Raw genomic sequence first — 18238 nt, 5'->3', positions numbered from 1 at the left:
CCTGGCCCGATTTGCGCGCTTTCGCGGATGCCGTGCTTCACCATCCGCGGACTCCGTCCCAGGCGGCCGCGAACTCGGCGCCGTCGGCCGCGTCGATGACGATCAGGCCGTCGCCGGCGGAGACGGGCGCGCCGTCCCGGTCGCCGAGGAGCCCGGCCAGCACCACGGCGTACGGACCCCGCAAGCCACTCACCGCGCCGAGGTCGCCGCGCCCACCCGGACCGGTCAGAAAGATCAGCGTGTCCCCGAGCCGCCGGGAGCGCATCCGCCGCAGCGTCGCCGCCAGATCGCCCGCGCGAAGCGTCGCCTCGGTCAGCACATCCAGGTAGGCCCCGGCCGCCACCTCACTCACCAGATGCAGACTGGCCGGCAGATCCTCCCGGACCGCGGCCGCCACGATCGACGCCGCCGCCTCGCACGCCGCCTCGAACGACTCGGCCACCCCGTCGCGCACCTCCGGATGCGCCACCGCCCGATCGTCGAGCAACACCACGATCGTCGGCTCGGACGTGTCCAGCTGCTCGCGCACCATCAGCTGGCCCACTTTGGCGCTGCTGCGCCAGTGCACCCGCCGCATCTCGTCCCCGATGACGTACTCACGCAACGTGTCGAACGTGATCGTCCCCTGCGGCACCTTGTCGATGCGCCCGTCCAAACTGCGCGCCATCCCCGCCGGCACCGCCCGCAGCAGATGAATCCGGGGATGGACCCAGACATGAGCGATTTCCCCGTACGTCCGGGAAAGTGTCACCAGCGCAAGCGGATCCCCCCGGGTGACCCGCAACGGCCCGACCGGCACCACCCCCCGCCGACTGGTAGGCACCGCATAGTCGACGGTGGTGTCCCGCCCCGGCCGCAGCCGCAGAAGCGGCACCGGCACAGCCCCACCACCACAACGGTCGCTGGCGACCAGGTTCGCCGCCCGCATCCGGCTCGTGTTGCGCACGGTCAACGTCATCCGCGCCGGCTCACCCCGAGCCACCCGATCCGGATCGGCCACCCGCTCCACCCCGAGCCGAGGCCGCCACAACGCGAACCCCACGGCACAGACCAGCGCCACCACAGCCGCCGCCCCAAGAAGAGCCAGATCCGGATACCCGTAGCGGAACCCGACCGCGATCAGCCCCGCCCCCGCCACCACCAGCCCGGCACCCCGCCCGGTGACCCCCGTCCGGCGCCATCTCCGCAGCACCGCATCACCGGCACCGCTCCCGCTACCGCCGCTCACACGGCCGCTGCCCCCACTACCGCCGACGCCGCTCCCACCACTGCCACCGCTCGCACTATCGCCGGCGCCACTCCCGCCACTGCCACCGCTCGCACGGCCACCGGCGCCATTGCCGCCGCTCGCACGGCCGCCGACACCACTCCCGCCGCTCGCAAGAATGCCGCCGCCATCGGCGCCGTGCCCGCCCCTGCCGCCGCCCGTACCGCGGCCGCCGCTGCGACTGGCTTCGTTTGACCTGTCGGCCGCGGTAGGAGCGGCATCCTTTCGCGCGGCGTCCTCTCGCACGGCATCCCGTTGAGCCGGGGGATCGGCGGGGCCGCCGCCGGTCGGCGGAGCGCTGCCGACCGGCAGCGGCGGCTCACCGGCGGCGGGGGCGCTGGTCACGCCCCGGCCGCGACGCGGTTGCTGTCCGGCAGCGGCACCGGCACCGACCGGACCGCGTCGTCGAGCACCTCGGCCGCGGTCACCCCGCGCAGCTGCGCGTCGGCCGACAGCAGCACGCGATGCGCGAAGACCGGCCCGAGCAGCGTCTTGAGATCTTCCGGCAGTACGTATCCCCGCCCGTGGATCAGCGCGTACGCGCACGCCGCCCGGGTCAGCGCGATCACCCCACGCGGGCTGACCCCGACGCGAACTTGAGGGTGGTTGCGCGTTGCGGCGGCCAGTCTCACCGCGTACGTGTAAAGCGGCTCCGCGATGTGCACATGCGTCGCCATGCGCACCATCTCGCCGATGGTGGCCATGTCGGTGACCGGCTCGAGCGTGTCGGGCGATCGCAACGCCGCCCCGCGCAGCACTTCCACCTCGACCTCTTCGCTCGGATAGCCCACTGACAGCTTCACCAGGAACCGGTCGAGCTGCGCTTCCGGCAGCCGGTACGTCCCGTCCATCTCCACCGGGTTCTGCGTAGCCACCACCAGGAACGGCTGCGGCACCGGATGCGGCACGCCGTCCACCGTGACCCGCCGCTCCTCCATCACCTCGAGCAGCGACGACTGCGTCTTCGGCGACGCCCGGTTGATCTCGTCCGCGATCACGATGTTGGCGAACACCGGCCCCGGATGGAACTCGAACCCCCGGCTGGCCTGGTTGAAGATCGTCACCCCGGACACGTCGGACGGCAGCAGGTCGGGCGTGAACTGGATGCGCCGCCACTGCCCCTGCACCGACGCCGCCAGCGCCCGGGCCAGCGTGGTCTTGCCGACCCCGGGCACGTCCTCGAGCAGGACGTGTCCTTGGGCGAACAGCGCGGTCAGGGCCAGCTCGACCACGTCGGGTTTGCCCAGCACGACCGCGCCGATCCGTTCGGCCAGCGCGGCCGCCACCTGGGCGAAGCCCTGGACGTGCTGCGGCGGAAGGGGTTCGCTCACTGTGTCTACCTCAGCAGTTGGGCAGGTCGTTCAGGTCGTCCCCACCGTCGAGGTTGAGCCACGCCCACGGGATGTAGTTCTTGCCTTCGTAGTTGACCCGGATCCACCAGGTGCTCTTCTTATGGCTGTTGTAGATGTACGAGTCCACGTCCTCGCCGGCCTTCTTGCAGTACGCCTGCAACCTGGTGCCCGGCTTGGCCCACCCGACCTGCTTGTCGTTGTCCTGCTTCGTCACGCTGAAGATCTCGTTGCCGTTGCGCCCGGCGCGATCCTCGTTGCAGTACGTGGCGGTGTCGCCGTTCTCACCGTTGTTGCAGGTCGCTTTTCCGAACAGGTTGGCCGTGCTCTTGGCCGATTTCGCCTGAACCGTGCCCGCCGCGTTCGTCGCCGTGACCGTGAACGTATAGCTGGTACTCGGCTTCAGACCCGTCAGCTTGAGGCTGGAGCAGCTGCCCTTGGCCGTCGCCCCGCCGGTGGCCGCGACCGAGCAGCTCGCCGTGCCGCCGCCCTGATCCACGGTGAACGCCACAGTGGCCGCGTTGAAGGTCGCGTTCACCCCGGTAACCGTGACCTTGGGCGACGCCACCGTCCGCGCGGTGGCCGTGCCCGGTTCGCTCTCCCCCGCCTCGTTCACCGCCCGCACCTCGACCGCCACGTTGACGCCCGACTCGAACCCGGTCAGCGTCGTGGCCGTGCCGGCCGTGACGTCGGTGCTCTTGCCGCCGGCCGTGACCACGTACTTGGTGATCGTCCGTCCGTTGTCCACCGAGGGCTGCCAGGCCACCGAGATCGACCCGGCCTGGTCCCCCACGGTCGCCGCGTCGACGCCTTCCGGCTTGCCGGGCGCGGTGAACGGCACCACGCTCCCACTGACCGGCGACGCCTTCGACCCGGCGCCGCGCTCGTTCACCGACACCACCGAGAACGCGTACTGCTTGCCGTACTCAAGCTGTCCGCTCTTGATCGTCAGCGTCGGCTCGGTGGTGTCGCCGATCGGCGCGCTGCCGCCCTCGGAGATCGCCGTGACCGTGTAGCGCTTGATCTCCAGACCTTGCCCGTTGGCCGCCGGCCAGTTCACCACGACCGAGCCGTCCGGCTTGGCCTCGGCGGTGACCGCGGCCGGCGGGTCCGGCACCTCGGAGGTCGGTTTCACGGCATTGCTCGTACGGGCCGGCCCGGCGCCCTTCTTGTTGACGGCGCTCACCGTGAACGTGTACGTCTGCCCGTTCACCAGTCCGGGAATGGTCAGCGCCCGCTGATCGGCGCCGACCTCGAAGGTGCGCCCGGAGCCCACCACGACGTACTTGAAGATCGAAGCCCCGTTGTCCCGCGCCGCCTGCCAGGTCACCCGCGCCTCGGCGTTGCCCGCCGACGCCCGCACGTTGCGCGGCGCGCCCGGCTTGGTCACCACCGGCTTCTTCGGCTTCGGCGGCGGAGGCGGAGCCTGCGGCGGCGTCTCCGGCGGATCCCCACCGAGCACGTCGTCGGCGTACTTGTCGACGGTACGAACCGTGTGCTGGTTGTCGACGACCCGCGCCGCCTGCGAGCCCGGCGCGTTGATGAACAGGTAGCCCTCGCGGACCTCCAGCTCCAGCGGCCCACCAGGGTCGGCGAACCTGATGTCCTTCTGCCGCGCTCCGGCCGAGTCGAACACGTGCACCGACCCGTCGGCGTCCGCCACGTAGAAGTAGCCCTCCCAGGCCACCGCCGGCTGAAGCTCCTCGCCGTCGCCCGGCACCGCGAAGTCGCCGCGCAGCTTGTCGTCGCCCACTACGTACACATGCCGGTCGCCCGGCACGGTCACCGGCACCTGCTTGCCCTCGGTGTGCGGCGCCAGCACGCCCGGCCCGGCCAGCGGCAACGTCACCGGCTTGGGCAGCGGCTTCCCGTCGCGGATGGTGCTCAGCCCGTTCGTCGTCCGGTTGAGCACCGCGACACCGTCGTCGAGCGTGGACAGCACAAGATCATGGCTCGCCGGCGCGACCGCTTCGGTCCGTTCCTTCCGCGGCCCACTCTGATCCGGGCCCTGCGACGACTTCGCCGCCGGCACGATGGACGTGACCGTCCCCTCGCTCGGGGAGGCGATCCACAGCTTGCCCTTGCCGTCGAACACCCCGCCCGCGATGCCCGGCGGGAACTGGAGCGCGGGACCGATCGGCGCCAGGTTCTTCGGCTCGAGCTGCTGCACCCGCCCCTGCACGGTGTCGATCACGAAGACCGAGTCCTCGTGCAGCGCGATGCGCACCCCGATGCCCGAACTGGTCGAGTCGTCCCAGAACTTCTCCAGCGTGGTCAGATCCATCGACCCGACAGCGCCGGTGTTGACGTCGCGCAGGATCACGAAGCGATCGTTCTGCACGATCTGCACCTGATGACCGCGCGCCTGCGGCACGTCGACCCGCGTGTCCACCTTGGCCGTCACGCCGTTGACCCGCGCCACCTCACCCTTGGCCCGGCTCCACACCCACGACGCGGCGTCGAAGCTGGCCACGGCTTGATCGGCCGACCCGAGCCCGAGCACGGTGAGCCCCAGACCACCGGCCAGGGCCAGCACGGTGCCCATCGTGACCAGGTAGCCACGGCGTCGCCACCGTCGCCTGGGTCGCTGTTCGCTGGTCACTGCCGCTACCTCCCCGTCGGCCGGCGCATTCATGGCGGTCAAGAACGCTGGCCATCATAGGGGGATCCGCGGAGCGGCTGTAACCCATTGTGGATAAGTCCCGCAGCACTCAGTGATCAAGCTCTCGGAGAGTGGTCGGTGTCTATCGCGGAGTAGCCGTAGCCCGCGACGTACACGCCTGCGGCGAGGTGGCGAACTGGTTGTCCCGATACACCGCCACAACAGCGAAGCAGTAATTCAGCTCCCCGTTCAACCCCGACATCTCGAAGGACGTCTGCCCAGGTCCCAGCGTCGAAACCGGCTTCAACTCCTGCCCCGGACGCCCCATGGTGACCATAAAGGACACCGAGCCGGCGGACGGATCAGTCCACGAGACGATGATCGAAGCCCCGCCGTCCCGCAGCCGAACATCGGTCGGAGCCGGCCCCCCGAGAGTTGGCACATCCGGATCCCGACCAGGATCACCCGTCCGATTGGCAAGCACGAACACCAATGCCGCCACCGCGATCACCGCCGCCAGCACCGCCGCGATGGCCGCGAAGATCCCAAGACCTTTCTTCCCGTACGCCGGTGAGCCGCCCCCAGAAGCAACATCAACAGCACCGCCACCCTGCCGCTGAGCAGGCACCCACGGACCACCGAACTCACCCGCATACCCCTCGGACGCACCACCCGGCGCCGCACTTGCACCTGGTGGATACGCGGGCAGGGGACTTGTGACCGGAGGATGCGCAACCTGTGGATAAGTGGCCTGTCGATACGCGGCCGGCGGCTCCGCGACCGGCGAGGAGACGATCGGCTGCACGATCGTCGGCTCATCCAGCGGCCCCCGCCCCTGACCAGGCACATGCGGCCGAGCCTGAGGCCCGGCGGGCGCGGCCCGTACATCAGCAACCTCTGACCCACCCCAGACCCGCTGCTCCGGGACCGGCTCTTCCGTCCATACGAAATCAGCCCCCGCCGCCAGCTCGCCGGCCCCCGGACCCAGATAGCTCCGCGCCCGAGCCACCGCCGGATCCCCGTCCCCGAGCACCCCCGGCCCCAGCTCCGCGACCCGGGTGAAGGCTTTACGAGCCTCATGCCGGTTCCCCAGCTCCTCGGCAACCACCCCGATGTCATGCGAGATCCGCAACATCAGCGCGTCAGAGTCCCCAAGCCGCCACAGCCCAGCCGCGTACGTCTCCTCCAGCACCCGCCGAGCCGCCATCGGATCATCGACCCGCTGAAGAATCGTCCCCAATTCATACGCGGTGAGCAGAACATCCGGATCGTCCTCGGCCAGGTTGACTCTCCCCAGCTCCACAGCCTTCTCGAGCACAGCCCGAGCCCCCGCAAGATCCCCCACCCCCGCCAGCTGCTGCGCACGCTGCCGAGCGGGACCGAGAGGAGAGGCCTGAGACACGCAGCCATGCTGCCCGTTCTGACCCCTTACCGCCAGGCCACCCCGTTCAACCAGGTCATATGCCCCGCAATGTCCCCCCACCCACCCCTGCCAACCCCTCCCCAACGGACCGTGTACAGTTCTCTCCTGTGCGGCTCGCCGGGCCGCCGATACCGACTGCAAAGTCGGCACAGGCAACCGGTAAGCTAAACATGCAAGTCCGGGTGGCGGAATGGCAGACGCGCTAGCTTGAGGTGCTAGTGCCCTTTATCGGGCGTGGGGGTTCAAGTCCCCCTCCGGACACAAATCCGTAGCATCCATGCTCAGCATGGGTGTTCATGGGCACATGATAGCCAGTCGCCCATGCAGGAAATATTGAAAGCCACACGAGTAACGGCCGACCCATCGGGTCGGCCGTTACTTGTTTCAGCGGTTCTCGTCGCTGGGCAGGCACAACGGCGGGCACGTGATCGTCGCCACAGCAAGTCGTCTTAGTCGGTCGCCACCACCGGGGTCAAAGGTTTGACGGTCATGATCGCCGCTTCGGTGCCCGCTGGGGCGAGGGGATGTGGTTCGCCGGTCAGGGCGGCGAGGGCTTGGGCGAGCTCGGGCAGGGTGGCTTTGACGTAGGTGGCGGTGGTGCCGGCGTCGCTGCTGCCGGCGTGGCCGGCGTAGGCGCGGGCGATGGCGTAGGAGAAGTGGCGTTCGACCCAGGTGAGGGTGGTGTGGCGTAGCCAGTGGACGCTGATCTGCTGGACGGCGACCCAGGGCAGGTGGGTGCCGATGCGCTGCCAGAGGTGGTCGTAGCGGCGGCGGCCGACGCGGCGCCCGTTGCGGTAGCGCAGCAGTGGCTCGTCGGGGTGGCCGTTGCCGCGTTGCTGGTGGTGGGTGACGAGGGCGGTCATGAGGGTGGGTGAGATCGGTTGCCAGCGCTGGGTCTGGCCTTTTTCGCGGAGCAGGATGAGGCATTGTTCGGTGTCGAGGTCGCGGCGCCGGAGGGCGAGGGCGCCGCCGCGGCGGCAGGCGGTTTCGATGTGCAGGCGCAGGATGAGCAGGTCGAGGTCGGGGTCGTTGCCGGTTTGCCCGGCGACGGTGACGATCGCGGCGAGGGCGGCGTCGGGCAGAGCGTGGCGCAGGCTGGGCTGGCGGTGGGGTTTGTCGACGCGGGTGGCGGGGTTGTCGGCGGGCGCGATGAGCCGGTCGGCGACGGCGTAGCGGTAGAGGCACCGGAAGGCGGAGATCAGGTGTTCGGCGGCGCCGGCCCCGCCGCGGTGGTTACGGCGGACAAGGGCGGTTTCCCGGATCTGTTCGGCGAACTGTCTGATCTCCAGGGCGGTGGGTTCGTCGAGGCGGCGTTGTCCCCAGTGCTCGCGGATACGGCGCCAGTAGGTGTCGTAGACGCGGCGGGTTCCGGCGCTGACTCCCGCCGCGACCTGGGAGATGTAGTCGTCGAAGGTCGGTAGAGATTTGCCGGCCGGTCGCGGTGCGGGGTGGTGCGGGAGCTGGTCAGCGGTGATGTTGAGCTGCGCCATGAGCGCGGCGACCAGGGCGACGTTGCCTGCCGCCGGGTCGACGTCGCCGCCGGTCGGCGAGGTCATGACTGGTCACCTGAGCAGATGGCGCAAGGGCTCAGGCGCCGTGCCAGTACCCCGGGTGGATAGAGGTGGAGTACGCCGGCGCGTGGGTCGGCTGCCAGTAGCAGGTGATCGCCGCCGACGACGCCTGCCTGGCGGCGGGTAGCCAACGGCAGGTTCAGGTGTCCTCGTCGGGTCGCGTTCCGGCAGGGCGCGGTGCTCTCCAGCTTTCTTGCTTGGGCGGCGCGGGATGCAGCGATCATCCGGTCAGGGCCGACGGTGAACGCGATGGCGGTGCCGGGCACCCAGCCTAGAGTCCGCAGTGAGGAGCTGGCGGCTATCCGGCCGTGGCCGTCGATGACCGCCACCGCGTAGTGAGCCGGAACCACGTAGCGCGATTCGGGCAGGGCCGGCATCGGCACTTGGAGCGGCGAACTCCCCCGCGCATTCCCGGAACCCGTTCGCCGGATAGCCGTGCCGACGTATGGCTCTGCGTATGACATGGTGCCGACCTCTTCGCTGGATGACGGGACGCGCATTCCAGGAGCCCGACCTAACCGAACCAGCCCTCTGCGCCTCTACCCCAAGCGAACCTGACGCAACTGCTCGACGCCAGCACCTGCGAGGTTGTCTCTGGTTGTCTGGGGTTGTCCCGAGGAGCCACCAATGACATCCAAGGTGGAAGACGATTCGCGCAGTCATATACGACTCAGCGCCGGGAGGCCTTGGAACGAGCGCGACGGGCCGGCCGGGCAAGCGCCGTCAACTCCCTGGCGTCCGGCAATGCATCGGAATCAACGTGCTGTCTCGATGCCGACATCGTGCGTCGCCCGGGGCGCTGGCGGAGGCAGGTGCCGTTGTCTCTTCCCAGTTGGTGCTCCAACTCGACTGTTAGACGTGGCAGGATGGCACGCAATCGCGCAGACTCACATGGTGGACATTTGGGAACGGCGCGCCGCGCCTCACGTTTGCGTTGTATCGATGGTTGACTCTTACTCGTGTACGGGCATCTGAGACTGTGGATCGGGGCTGGGCTCGCGACGCTGGGCTTATTGCTGCTAGCGGAACGGGCTTTCCCCTCCGCAAACGTTCTGCAGCAGACATCGAAGTGGTGGCCGCTCGCCCTGGTCGCTCTTGGGCTCGCGGGCCTGATCCGCCTGGCCGGTACACGGCCGGCGCTGCTCATCCCGCTCGTCACCACTGTCCTGGGCGTTGTCCTGGTCTTCCGGACAACAGGCGTGATTCCAGCGACGGTGGACAAGTACGTTTGGCCAGCGGTCGCCGCGATAGCGGGGGTAGGAATCCTCGTTTACGCCATCAAGAATCCGCAGCGGGTGGAGACTCTTCCAGCAGTACGACGAATCATCTCCGTCGCCTCGCCACGCCGCATAGCGTGGCCGAGGCATGAGAACGCCCTTACCCATCTAATCGCCGTTGGCAGTGGATGTGTCGTCGAGTTACCTGCCCCAGATGGGTTCAAGGGGGCGCGGCTGGAGATCACCGCGTTCGGCAGCGCGGTTGATGTGCTCGTTCCCGATGGCTGGCGTGTTGATGTGGACAGTCAGCGCTTGCTGGGCCGAAGCCGCAATCTGGTCGGGGAGGACACTGACTTGGCGAAGCCGGTATTACGCGTCGAAAGCCTGATCATTGGATCTGGCGTGACGCTGCACAGTGTCGGATCTCAACCGATCAGCGGTGGTGCAGTCCCACGTCAGAATCGGTCCGCGAGTATTTGAGGTCGCCGGCCGCCGAAAACTCCCGTGCCCACAACTCCGCGAGGATCTTGTTGATCTCTCTCTCCTTGTCTAGGGTGAGTGGCATCTCCAACCGCATCATTTGGAGGAGCTTCAAACGGTGTACGTCGATAACCGAGCAGATCGTGTCGCCATAGATCATCGCGGCCGCTATAGCGGCCCGATAGGCCGCTATAGCGAGCAGCAGGAGTCCGAGCGGGGCGAGTAACCACCAGCCGTGTGGAGCTAGGATCACGGTCGCGATCACCGCCGACGTCGCTAGGCTAAGACACAGGCGGGCCGCCACATCCAGCTGATTGCGGGCTTCCCCCACCTTCTTCAGGGTCTGTTCTGGCAGCGCCTCGTAGAGTCTAGGCCACGCATAGATGGCGTCGAGTTCGTAAGGCGCGCCAGCGCGTTCCTCCATGCCTCGCAGGGTGTTGCCGAGTTGAGTAGGCATCAAAGGCTGCTGCATCGGCAGAGCGCTCAGCTTTGCGGATACTTCCTGGCGCCGGGCGTCGTCTGTCGCGGTTCGGAAGATCCATTGCAGCCGAGATCGCTTGCGCTCCTGAAGCCATACGCCTAGAACGGCAGCCCGGTGTAGCCATCCCGTCGAGCTCCAATAGCCTTCCAGAAAGCGCACGGTTCCCAGCTCAAACGGTTCCAGCAGTAGGGCCAGAAACACGGATCCGAGGGTTAGCACCGCCACGCCGTTCCACCCATAGTCCCCGATCCGGCGGGTTAGTCGGTCCAGGTCAGGCGCTTGGTCCGGAGCTCCAGCGATGATCAGCAGCCCGACGATCCCGATCGCCAGCATGGCAGGTATCAGATTGACGATCTTTTGGCGATAGGTGAAGTCTTCGACAGCGACCAGGTCAGCCATGCGGCTGCTCCGTTCTGCATTCGAGGCAGATCAGGTGGTCCCGCCCGTGCAAATCCGGGTTGTAGGCGGTCAGCGTCATCGGCTGACCACACCGTCGACAAGGGCCGCTGACATCCGTGCCTGGCCTTGCCCTCAAACTCGCCGACGCGCCATGCGAACCGCAGAAGTCGTCCCGCATGGTGTAGAGGAAGTCCCACCAGTCGTCGTTGGCGCAATAGACGAGTTGCGGCCGAGAAACTCGATGGCCTGGCAGGAATCGGTCGCTCTCGAACAGTTGGAGGCCCACGAGCGCAAGGATGATCCTCACGAGGCGAACTCCGTCGCGCGGTCCCCGGCCCATAAGCGGAGCATATCGAGGGTAAATCGATAACCGTCTCAGCCAGATAGCCAGTTCTCCCAAGTGTGCGTGCCATTGCGACGGATCATGGTCGACTCCGAACGCTGGAGCGAGTGTCGAGGCGCCCCCTGGGATGGCCGGGCGCCTCGAATGTGGCTGGCTGTAGCCTCGCAAGCGCGCGTCGGCAGCACCGCGGCCGTCACGTTGATCAGAAATTTTCGGGGGCTAACATCGCTGTCGATTGGGACCACCTCACCCAGCCTGAGTTCGATCGCATCGTCAAGGCGCTGATAGACCGGCTATACGGCGGCTTCGACATTGAGGTCTTGGCCTACGACGGCCGCTGCGGTGACGGCGGCGTCGATGTTCTGGTCCGGCAGGGCACCCGGCTTCGGATCTTTCAGCTCAAGTACTTCCGTGACGGGTTCGGCAGTGACCACAGCAAGCGCCGCCGGCAGATCAAAAACTCATTCACGGCCGCGATGCAGCACGATCCAGCCGAATGGATCTTGGTCATCCCTACCAACCCGACTCTCGGAGAAGAGAAGTTCGTCCTGGACATGGGCCAAGACCGGCCGGAGCTGGAGCTTCGGATCATGGGTCGGCAACAGCTCGACAGCCACCTCTCCCGCTTTCTGGACCTCACCGAGTACTTCGTGCGCGATTCGCTTCTGCATCACGCGAAGGCCTTCGGGCAGGAGAAGGCGCTGCTGCTGGGCGGCTTGTCCGACCTCATCGAGCGAACTCGCGCCCTGGCCGGGGTTGCCGACACGCTCGATCTCGATTGGGGAGTCGACACCGCGATGCGTGACGGCGTGGTCGTTCATACAGTCCGGCCGAAGCATGAACGGGCAGTTCGGAAGTCGCCGATCAGCTTCTCGTTTGATCAGGCGTTCGGCGCCGCGGACGCTGGCGTGAAGAAGATGTTCGATCGGGTCGTGGGTTTCGGCGCCAGCGAGGAGGTGGTCTTGCCGCCGGAGATCACTCGCCGGCTCACCTTTACGAATCCGGACTGGTTGGCACCTCCCCCGGCCCCGTACGAGCTGATCGTGCGATCAGTGGATCTCACCGACCGGATCGGCGCTGAGGCCACGTTTCACTTGCTGGACGACGAGGGGAACCGACGCTCGTCGTATCGGGCGAGCATCGTGCATGCCGGTGTCGGCTCACGCGGCTACTCGTTAGATTTGCGCCTTCAGGACGACACGATGCTCAGCCTGCTGGTCGGCGAGACCGGCATCGACCTGCGAGCTGACTTCTCACCGCACAGGTGGACGCCTACACAAGCTCTGCAAACCATCGCGTTTCACCGCAACCTCGTCGAGTTGCGTGGTTGCGAGCTGGAGGTCGGTGAACATCTGATGACCGTGCAACGCGCCGGCGCGCTGACTCACGACGGCGAACTGACAGAGGCGCTTTCGGATATCGAGCTCTTGGCCGAAGACCTTGATGTGGTGCAACGGCATTGCCGCACGTTCTTCCCCATCCCGGCCAACATATCGGCCGCCGATCGCATCGATATCCGCACCGCCCGTCTCCTGATCGAAGGTCACTGCGTGGTCTACCGCGGCATGCGCGCCTTCACGATGACCCTGAACGGGCGGTACGACCCTTCTCTCAAAGAGATCCTGGCTAAGAGCGACGTGCCGTTGCGTGTGGACTCGGACATCGACATGGTCATCGGCAAGAATCGGCTGTCGCTCGGCCGGCTCATGTTCTTCCACACTCGTGTCAACATCGAGAACCGGGACGAGGTCCTCGCCGCTCTCGAAGCCGGGCGAGGCGAAGGCCAGGAAGTGCGGTTCGTGCCTGAGAACCGCGAGCGCTTCCGCGCGATATTGCCGACGGCCCGCCCAGGAAGGGACGACGAGCCGCTCATCCCGACGCCCTGGGGGCTGCCGGGGATCGACGGGCCGGAACTGATCCAAGAACCCGGCGATTGATACCACCAAATCACGTCTATGGAGACGGACGTCGTCTCCGGGCCTTCGTCGGCTTGGCGCTTCCGAAGGCCCGGTTCAATCGCCGCATGCGAGCTCGATTCTCAAGCCGCAGCTCTGTATCGCTCGACGGCCGTTGAGCTCTCTCTCGCCGTGGCTGATCTCCGTTGAACGCATAAACCTGTACTCGTCCACCGCGGTCGACACTGACTAGGTCTCGATCATCCACGCTTGCAACGATCCGATGCACGCCGTTGGCACCGAAATGGGGTCCTGCGCGGCATCGTCGGCGCCCCGAATCCGGCGACGTGCTCGGCCAGATACTTCGCCAGTCTCCCGCACGGGTTCTTGCCCCCATCGCGTGGTCGGCCTTCGCTTGTTGCCCAATCACGACGCCCAGTACTGCCACCAGACCGACGCGACGGCAACAACGGTGTAGGCGAGACAGACCGCTAGGCCGGCGTTCATCCGGCCGGTGACCTGCCCGCCCGGGTCGCCGGCGGCCAGGGCGCGTTCGTGCAGCCGCATCATCACCGCACCCCAGTGATTGGTCACGTCGCGGGCCTGAAGGGTGATGTCGGGATCCCAGGCCAGCCAGAGTCCCTTGTCGTCACGGCGAACACCGTGAAAGCGTTCCCACGGTACGGAGTGCACGCGCGCTCGGTCGTGCACTACCAGCCCGCCGCGGGTGAGCTCGATCCGCGCGGTCAACCGGCTCCACCCGTCGTAGGTCAGCGTGCCGCCCAGCCAAAGGAAGACGACGGTCTGCCACCAGTTTTCGGGTAGGCCGGCCAGCACCACGGCCGGCCCGGCGGCGAATCCCAGGAGCAACAACGCGCCCAGCGCCCGGGTGCGCGGGCGCGGCCGCAGGACGACCGGCAGTGCGGGCAGTTCACCCGGGTCCGCCGCCGGCATGGGTTCCCCGAATGGTGCTTCGACTTCGGCACGGCGGCGGCGCCGCGGCGTACGCACCGGTGCCTCGGGCAGCAGGACCGCCGTATCCGTGACCAGTAGCACCCAGCCGCCGTCGCGCAGGTCCCCGCCTACCGTCACCGTCCACGGTTCGGCCTTGCGATCCGGTGGGCCGTCGCCGCGCCAGTGCCGGCCGAAGTCCTCGGGTTCCTCGGCCCACCACCCCTCGTCCCACTCCCCGTCCTCACCGGTCAGGTGCGGCCGGTCCGTCTCGATCGGTGAGGCCACCACCGAGACCACCGCCATGCCGTCGTACAGCACGACACGGCCGCCGTCGTCCGGCTCGGCGGTCATCTTTACCGCGCTCAGCGGGCCGCCGAGCAGCCGCCGGCGCGCCGACCGTACCCGCTGCTCGCGAAACAACAGCAGCCCGGCCAGGGCGAACGCCCCGAGCCCGGCACTGAGCCAGGCCGTCACGTCCTCGGGCTCGGCGACCAAGCGAACCCAGGAGCCGTCGATGAGGACCGGAACGACCTGCCCCACCTCATATGAGCCGATGACGTCGACCCGCATCGGCTGGGGAACGTCCACAACGACGACACCCGACGCGTCGTCGGCGCTGCGCACGACCGCAGCCACTCGGCGCGCCGCCGCCTCGTGCGCCGCGACCTGCGCGTCCCGGTGGCCGTACCAGGCGAGTCCGCCGACGCCGCCCGCAATCAGCAGGGCGGCGGCCACCGTGGCCAGGCCCCACCCCGAAAGTTCGTCCCGCAGCCGCGCGGTTAGCGCCGCGTCGAGCCGGATCGTCCCGGCCACCTCCGCGACGACCGCCGCCTGCCGGCGCCGCGCTACCACCAGCCAGACCGCCACACCTAGGCAGAGCAGCCCGTGAACAGCGAAGGCCACCCTCGCCGCCGGCACGTCGTCGTAGACCAGATCCAGCACGGCGAACAGCACCCCGGCCCCGCACCCCGCCAGGGGCATCCACCACAACAGGACCGGCGTGGCGAACAGAACGACGAGCGCCACCGCGAACGTCGTATCCGGCCCGCACACCCCCGGATCCGCCGCGGTGCAGGAAGACGTATCCCCCACCGCCGCCACAACGAACGACGCCACCCACCCGACGACCAACACCACGCGCGGCACCCACCACGGCACCCCTGCGGCGGTCCACCGTCCGATGCGCACCCCGTCCAGCACGGGCACGCCGGCACGTGTCATCGACACACCTTCTCCTCATGGATTACTGCAGTCATCAGGCATGACTGCAAACGTCAGCAACACCGTTTCTTTCAGAAACAGCGAGCCGAACTGCGGCACGCGAGTCACGCCACCGGCGGGACAGCGATCAGGAGCGCCTCGGGATGCGCCATCCATCCGGCGACGACCAGCCCTTCGGGACCGGAGAAGGTGACTTTGGACGCGGGTACGGGCGAGGTAACGACGACATCTCTTAGGGCTCGCCGACGTAGACGACCGTGCCGCCCCTTACGGGCTACCGTCGCCGTCCCGCACAATCGTCCTTTATCCGCCAACTACTATTTATCACGACTCTGGCCACGCTCTCTGTTCTGATTCTTGTTTGAATTATCTGGAATGTATCGCCGCCCACCGTGCCTACCCGCCTCCTCATGAGGGTTCCTATCTGACTCACTTGCACCCGATCGGTGGGGCTTCCGGTTTGCTGGTTTAGCGGCTGCTTCCTCTTTTTATGGGCGTGCCAGATGTGCCGCGCTTTGTCAGCAATCCAGTGACCACCACCTGAAGCGGCGCGCTTGACAGATGGCCCAGCTTTGTAGGAATAGTAGCCGATGCCGCCGACGATGGCGGCTCCGATGGCGTATGCAGCGATGTTTTCGCCGATGCAGAGGTCCCAGAAGCATTTTCCGGAAAGGTCGCGTCCGTTGACGGGATCGCCGCAGACATTAGGTTGACTCGTAGCGAGGCGCGACCTTTGCCTGCTGAAGTCGGCGTACTAGTTCCTGCGCTTGATCTTCGGTTAGTCTTGTCGCCGCGATTGCTGGCATTTCCTTGAGTCGCATGAACGCTTCGCTACGTTCGATTCCAAGCGCCTGCGATAGCACGATGGCGGCCGATCCTCGAGCCCGCCCGGTCACAATTACGTTGGACGCTCCTTGAACGGCATTTGGACCGACCAGTGGCTCATCCGCATCGCGCGTCTTAGAGCTTGTGCGCCGCAGCACTGCGTTAACAATCGGATTGGCCGCGACGATGATCGCTATCCCCCATAGGAGGACGGCCCAGAACGAAGAAGAAAGGATGTATCCAAGAATGGCAAGTACCGCGACGACCAACGCACGGGTCAGTATTGGCTTCGCCTGCATCTTTGTGTTCATTCATCTCTCCGCGTACCGCAGGGGAAGGTGCGTTCTGCCTCCACCGCCGGCGGCGCCGCTCGCCTGGTTCCCGTAATTTTCCGGTGATGGTCGTGGAGGTAAAACCCGCCGTGCTGGCTGGTCACGCTGATGACACGGTTGAAGAAACCTCCGCGTGTCGGCCTCTACCTGACCGACACGCAGATGCGCTGCGTGCCGTAACCCTTAATCAGCGATAACTATCCGCAGACGGAGCGGCGTGGTCCCGCGACGGATGGCCGATGACCAAATCGAGGTCAGCAGCACGTGTGCCTCCGCGTCGGCGACCCGGAGGCACACGTCAAGCGCAGCTATTTCCGCCTTTTCCTAATTCGCCATTCTTTCCAGCCGGTATACAGCGCAACTGCAGCCGCGCATACCGCAGCGGTCCACAGCGCCCGACTATTGCTCAGGCGAGTGATGAACCGGCTCACCAGGTAGGTGAACGCAAAGATATAGGCTACTCGGACAAGGATGAGAATGACTACCGTTTTCATTTGCGATGCTTTCCGAGACTCCATATGCCTTTCAGCTTGGTATTGATTGTAGCTGCCAACTGTGGCTTCCCGACCGCATTTGCGACTTTGGCACCAATGGTGCCCAGCACAGCAAGCCCGAGGTTTTGGATGAATTGGATGGCAAACGCTCTTACGAATACCGTTGCGGCATCATTTACGTTCCATCCCCTTCCCGCGTACTGGTACGTGTACTTGGCAAGGTCAATGATTCCCGCGACGAGGCCCCCACATACGGCATATGCAAGTCCGATCCCTCTGCAAGCAAACCCGAAAACAGTTTTGGCAGTACTGATCGCCACGCTGCAGAAAAATCCGCATTTCCGTGGTTTGCGCCCGTCGAGGTCGGTGCAATTGACGGGATCCCCGTCGCAGTAGGCATAGCCGCTCGCGGAGGCCCCGGCTATCGGATCAGCCTGCAGGAAGGATCCCGTAGCCGAGTTGTACAGTCGGGCACCCATCAGCACTAGACCGGAGAGGGCGTCAGTTGCACGCTGCTTATCGCCCAGCCAGCCGTAACGCGCTGAAGCACTGGCCCCGCTTGCCGGGTTCCCATACTCGTCCGAAATGTAAGTGCCAGTGAAACCTGATGCCGGGTCCTGCATAGAGGCGACGACGTCTCCATGGAGGTTCGTGATTGGTAGCTGATTGAATCAGTCTTACTGCTGCAGGAGGCCGCAATGCCGCCAATTCCGAGCACCGTTCGCGTGTAGTCGGTGCTGTTTTCTTGCGTCCAGCTGGGGCTGTCGCTATCGGAATTGTAGTGGGTCATGTGGGGAGTAGCTCCAGTTGCGGTCTCAGTCCAGGACCGGATGCGATCTCCGGCGACGTCGAGGTTGTAGTCGGTGGTTTTACCGCCTTGAGTGATGGTGTCAACCAGGTCCGTTGCGTCATACGTGACTTTTGCGTCGCCCGCGTTGCTGGTGGTGTCCGCGCTTGGGACTGTGAGGGCGCGGCCGAGCGCGTCGTAGGTGTATCCGCTGTTCGTCGACCGGTTGGCGGTGTCGTAGGTCCACGTACGCGTAGCGGTGGCGTTGTCGTCTGCACAGTCTCCAGCGACCGGGCCGTATGTGGTCATCGCGGTGCGGTTGGAGTTGTCATCGAAGGCGTACTTGTGCAGTGTGCAGCCGGTTGCGGTGGTCAGAGCGGCATAGGTCAGCCGGCCCGCGCTGTCATAGACGTATCCGGTGGTGGATAGGCTGCTGGCGCTGTAGCGCAGATTGCCGCCCAGATCGGATCCTGTCCATTCTGAATAGAGCGTGCAGTCAGCTGTGGGGTCTGCTGCACCGGCAGGTGACAGATCAAGTCACGCGGCCTGACTGGCCGGTGGGGTCATGATGGTCTCGTAGTCGATAGGGGTCAACCGG

12 protein-coding genes and 1 tRNA gene are annotated in these 18238 nt (G+C 66.4%); 3 read left to right on the top strand and 10 right to left on the bottom strand.

Annotation, left to right across the window (positions count from 1 at the left end; translation table 11 throughout):
• Nucleotides 1-37: 37 nt before the first annotated feature.
• The 4 genes from ACGFJ7_RS27805 to ACGFJ7_RS27790 all read right to left on the bottom strand — a co-directional run bounded on the left by ACGFJ7_RS27805 (nt 38) and on the right by ACGFJ7_RS27790 (nt 6536).
• Entirely contained in the window at nt 38-1192 is a 1155-nt protein-coding gene (locus ACGFJ7_RS27805) for a DUF58 domain-containing protein (RefSeq protein WP_392644592.1), read from the bottom strand.
• A gap of 416 nt (nt 1193-1608) precedes the next feature.
• A complete protein-coding gene (locus ACGFJ7_RS27800) occupies nt 1609-2598 on the bottom strand; it encodes an AAA family ATPase (RefSeq protein WP_392644590.1) in 990 nt (329 codons plus the stop codon).
• Nucleotides 2599-2608: 10 nt separating this feature from the next.
• Nucleotides 2609-5251: a fibronectin type III domain-containing protein gene (locus ACGFJ7_RS27795; RefSeq protein ID WP_392644847.1), complete on the bottom strand. Its 2643-nt coding sequence runs from the start codon at nt 5249-5251 to the stop codon at nt 2609-2611.
• A 109-nt stretch (nt 5252-5360) separates the two neighbouring features.
• Nucleotides 5361-6536 carry a hypothetical protein gene (locus tag ACGFJ7_RS27790; RefSeq protein ID WP_392644588.1) on the bottom strand — a complete coding sequence of 392 codons (1176 nt, stop codon included), beginning with the start codon at nt 6534-6536 and terminating at the stop codon, nt 5361-5363.
• A 281-nt stretch (nt 6537-6817) separates the two neighbouring features.
• Here ACGFJ7_RS27790 and ACGFJ7_RS27785 point away from each other — a divergent pair.
• Nucleotides 6818-6902 (top strand) — tRNA-Leu (locus ACGFJ7_RS27785).
• Nucleotides 6903-7090: 188 nt separating this feature from the next.
• Here the strand turns inward: ACGFJ7_RS27785 and ACGFJ7_RS27780 are convergent.
• Nucleotides 7091-8197, bottom strand: a complete 1107-nt coding sequence (locus ACGFJ7_RS27780; protein WP_392644587.1) for a tyrosine-type recombinase/integrase — start codon at nt 8195-8197, stop codon at nt 7091-7093.
• 974 nt (nt 8198-9171) lie between these two features.
• Here ACGFJ7_RS27780 and ACGFJ7_RS27775 point away from each other — a divergent pair.
• Nucleotides 9172-9909: a hypothetical protein gene (locus ACGFJ7_RS27775; RefSeq protein ID WP_392644585.1), complete on the top strand. Its 738-nt coding sequence runs from the start codon at nt 9172-9174 to the stop codon at nt 9907-9909.
• On the opposite strand, the gene ACGFJ7_RS27770 is transcribed toward ACGFJ7_RS27775, so the two are convergent.
• Both ACGFJ7_RS27770 and ACGFJ7_RS27765 read right to left on the bottom strand, forming a co-directional pair.
• A complete protein-coding gene (locus tag ACGFJ7_RS27770; RefSeq protein WP_392644583.1) occupies nt 9863-10789 on the bottom strand; it encodes a hypothetical protein in 927 nt (308 codons plus the stop codon). The genes ACGFJ7_RS27775 and ACGFJ7_RS27770 overlap by 47 nt on opposite strands.
• On the bottom strand, nt 10782-11096 hold the full coding sequence (locus tag ACGFJ7_RS27765; RefSeq protein WP_392644581.1) for a hypothetical protein: 315 nt from the start codon (nt 11094-11096) through the stop codon (nt 10782-10784). The genes ACGFJ7_RS27770 and ACGFJ7_RS27765 overlap by 8 nt, the downstream gene beginning before the upstream one ends.
• A 356-nt stretch (nt 11097-11452) precedes the next feature.
• On the opposite strand from ACGFJ7_RS27765, the gene ACGFJ7_RS27760 reads away from it, so the two are divergent.
• Nucleotides 11453-13069: a hypothetical protein gene (locus tag ACGFJ7_RS27760; protein WP_392644579.1), complete on the top strand. Its 1617-nt coding sequence runs from the start codon at nt 11453-11455 to the stop codon at nt 13067-13069.
• Nucleotides 13070-13453: 384 nt separating this feature from the next.
• On the opposite strand, the gene ACGFJ7_RS27755 is transcribed toward ACGFJ7_RS27760, so the two are convergent.
• The 3 genes from ACGFJ7_RS27755 to ACGFJ7_RS27745 all read right to left on the bottom strand — a co-directional run bounded on the left by ACGFJ7_RS27755 (nt 13454) and on the right by ACGFJ7_RS27745 (nt 17476).
• Entirely contained in the window at nt 13454-15202 is a 1749-nt protein-coding gene (locus ACGFJ7_RS27755) for a hypothetical protein (RefSeq protein WP_392644577.1), read from the bottom strand.
• A gap of 704 nt (nt 15203-15906) precedes the next feature.
• Entirely contained in the window at nt 15907-16338 is a 432-nt protein-coding gene (locus ACGFJ7_RS27750; protein ID WP_392644575.1) for a hypothetical protein, read from the bottom strand.
• 511 nt (nt 16339-16849) lie between these two features.
• Complete coding sequence (locus ACGFJ7_RS27745) at nt 16850-17476, bottom strand: RHS repeat-associated core domain-containing protein (protein ID WP_392644573.1); 627 nt, start codon at nt 17474-17476, stop codon at nt 16850-16852.
• Between the last annotated feature and the right edge of the window lie 762 nt (nt 17477-18238).

It is taken from the genome of Actinoplanes sp. NPDC048988 (genome assembly GCF_043197815.1).
Taxonomy (GTDB): domain Bacteria; phylum Actinomycetota; class Actinomycetes; order Mycobacteriales; family Micromonosporaceae; genus Actinoplanes.
The sequence above is the reverse complement of the archived record's forward strand: the minus strand, read 5'-3'. Positions and strand labels throughout refer to the sequence as shown.

Coding starts and splice junctions, on each gene's coding strand:
- ACGFJ7_RS27795 (WP_392644847.1), bottom strand. CDS start 5,251: ATGAATGCGCCGGCCGACGGGGAGGTAGCGGCAGTGACCAGCGAACAG.
- ACGFJ7_RS27780 (WP_392644587.1), bottom strand. CDS start 8,197: ATGACCTCGCCGACCGGCGGCGACGTCGACCCGGCGGCAGGCAACGTC.
- ACGFJ7_RS27770 (WP_392644583.1), bottom strand. CDS start 10,789: ATGGCTGACCTGGTCGCTGTCGAAGACTTCACCTATCGCCAAAAGATC.
- ACGFJ7_RS27755 (WP_392644577.1), bottom strand. CDS start 15,202: ATGACACGTGCCGGCGTGCCCGTGCTGGACGGGGTGCGCATCGGACGG.
- ACGFJ7_RS27750 (WP_392644575.1), bottom strand. CDS start 16,338: ATGAACACAAAGATGCAGGCGAAGCCAATACTGACCCGTGCGTTGGTC.
- ACGFJ7_RS27745 (WP_392644573.1), bottom strand. CDS start 17,476: ATGCAGGACCCGGCATCAGGTTTCACTGGCACTTACATTTCGGACGAG.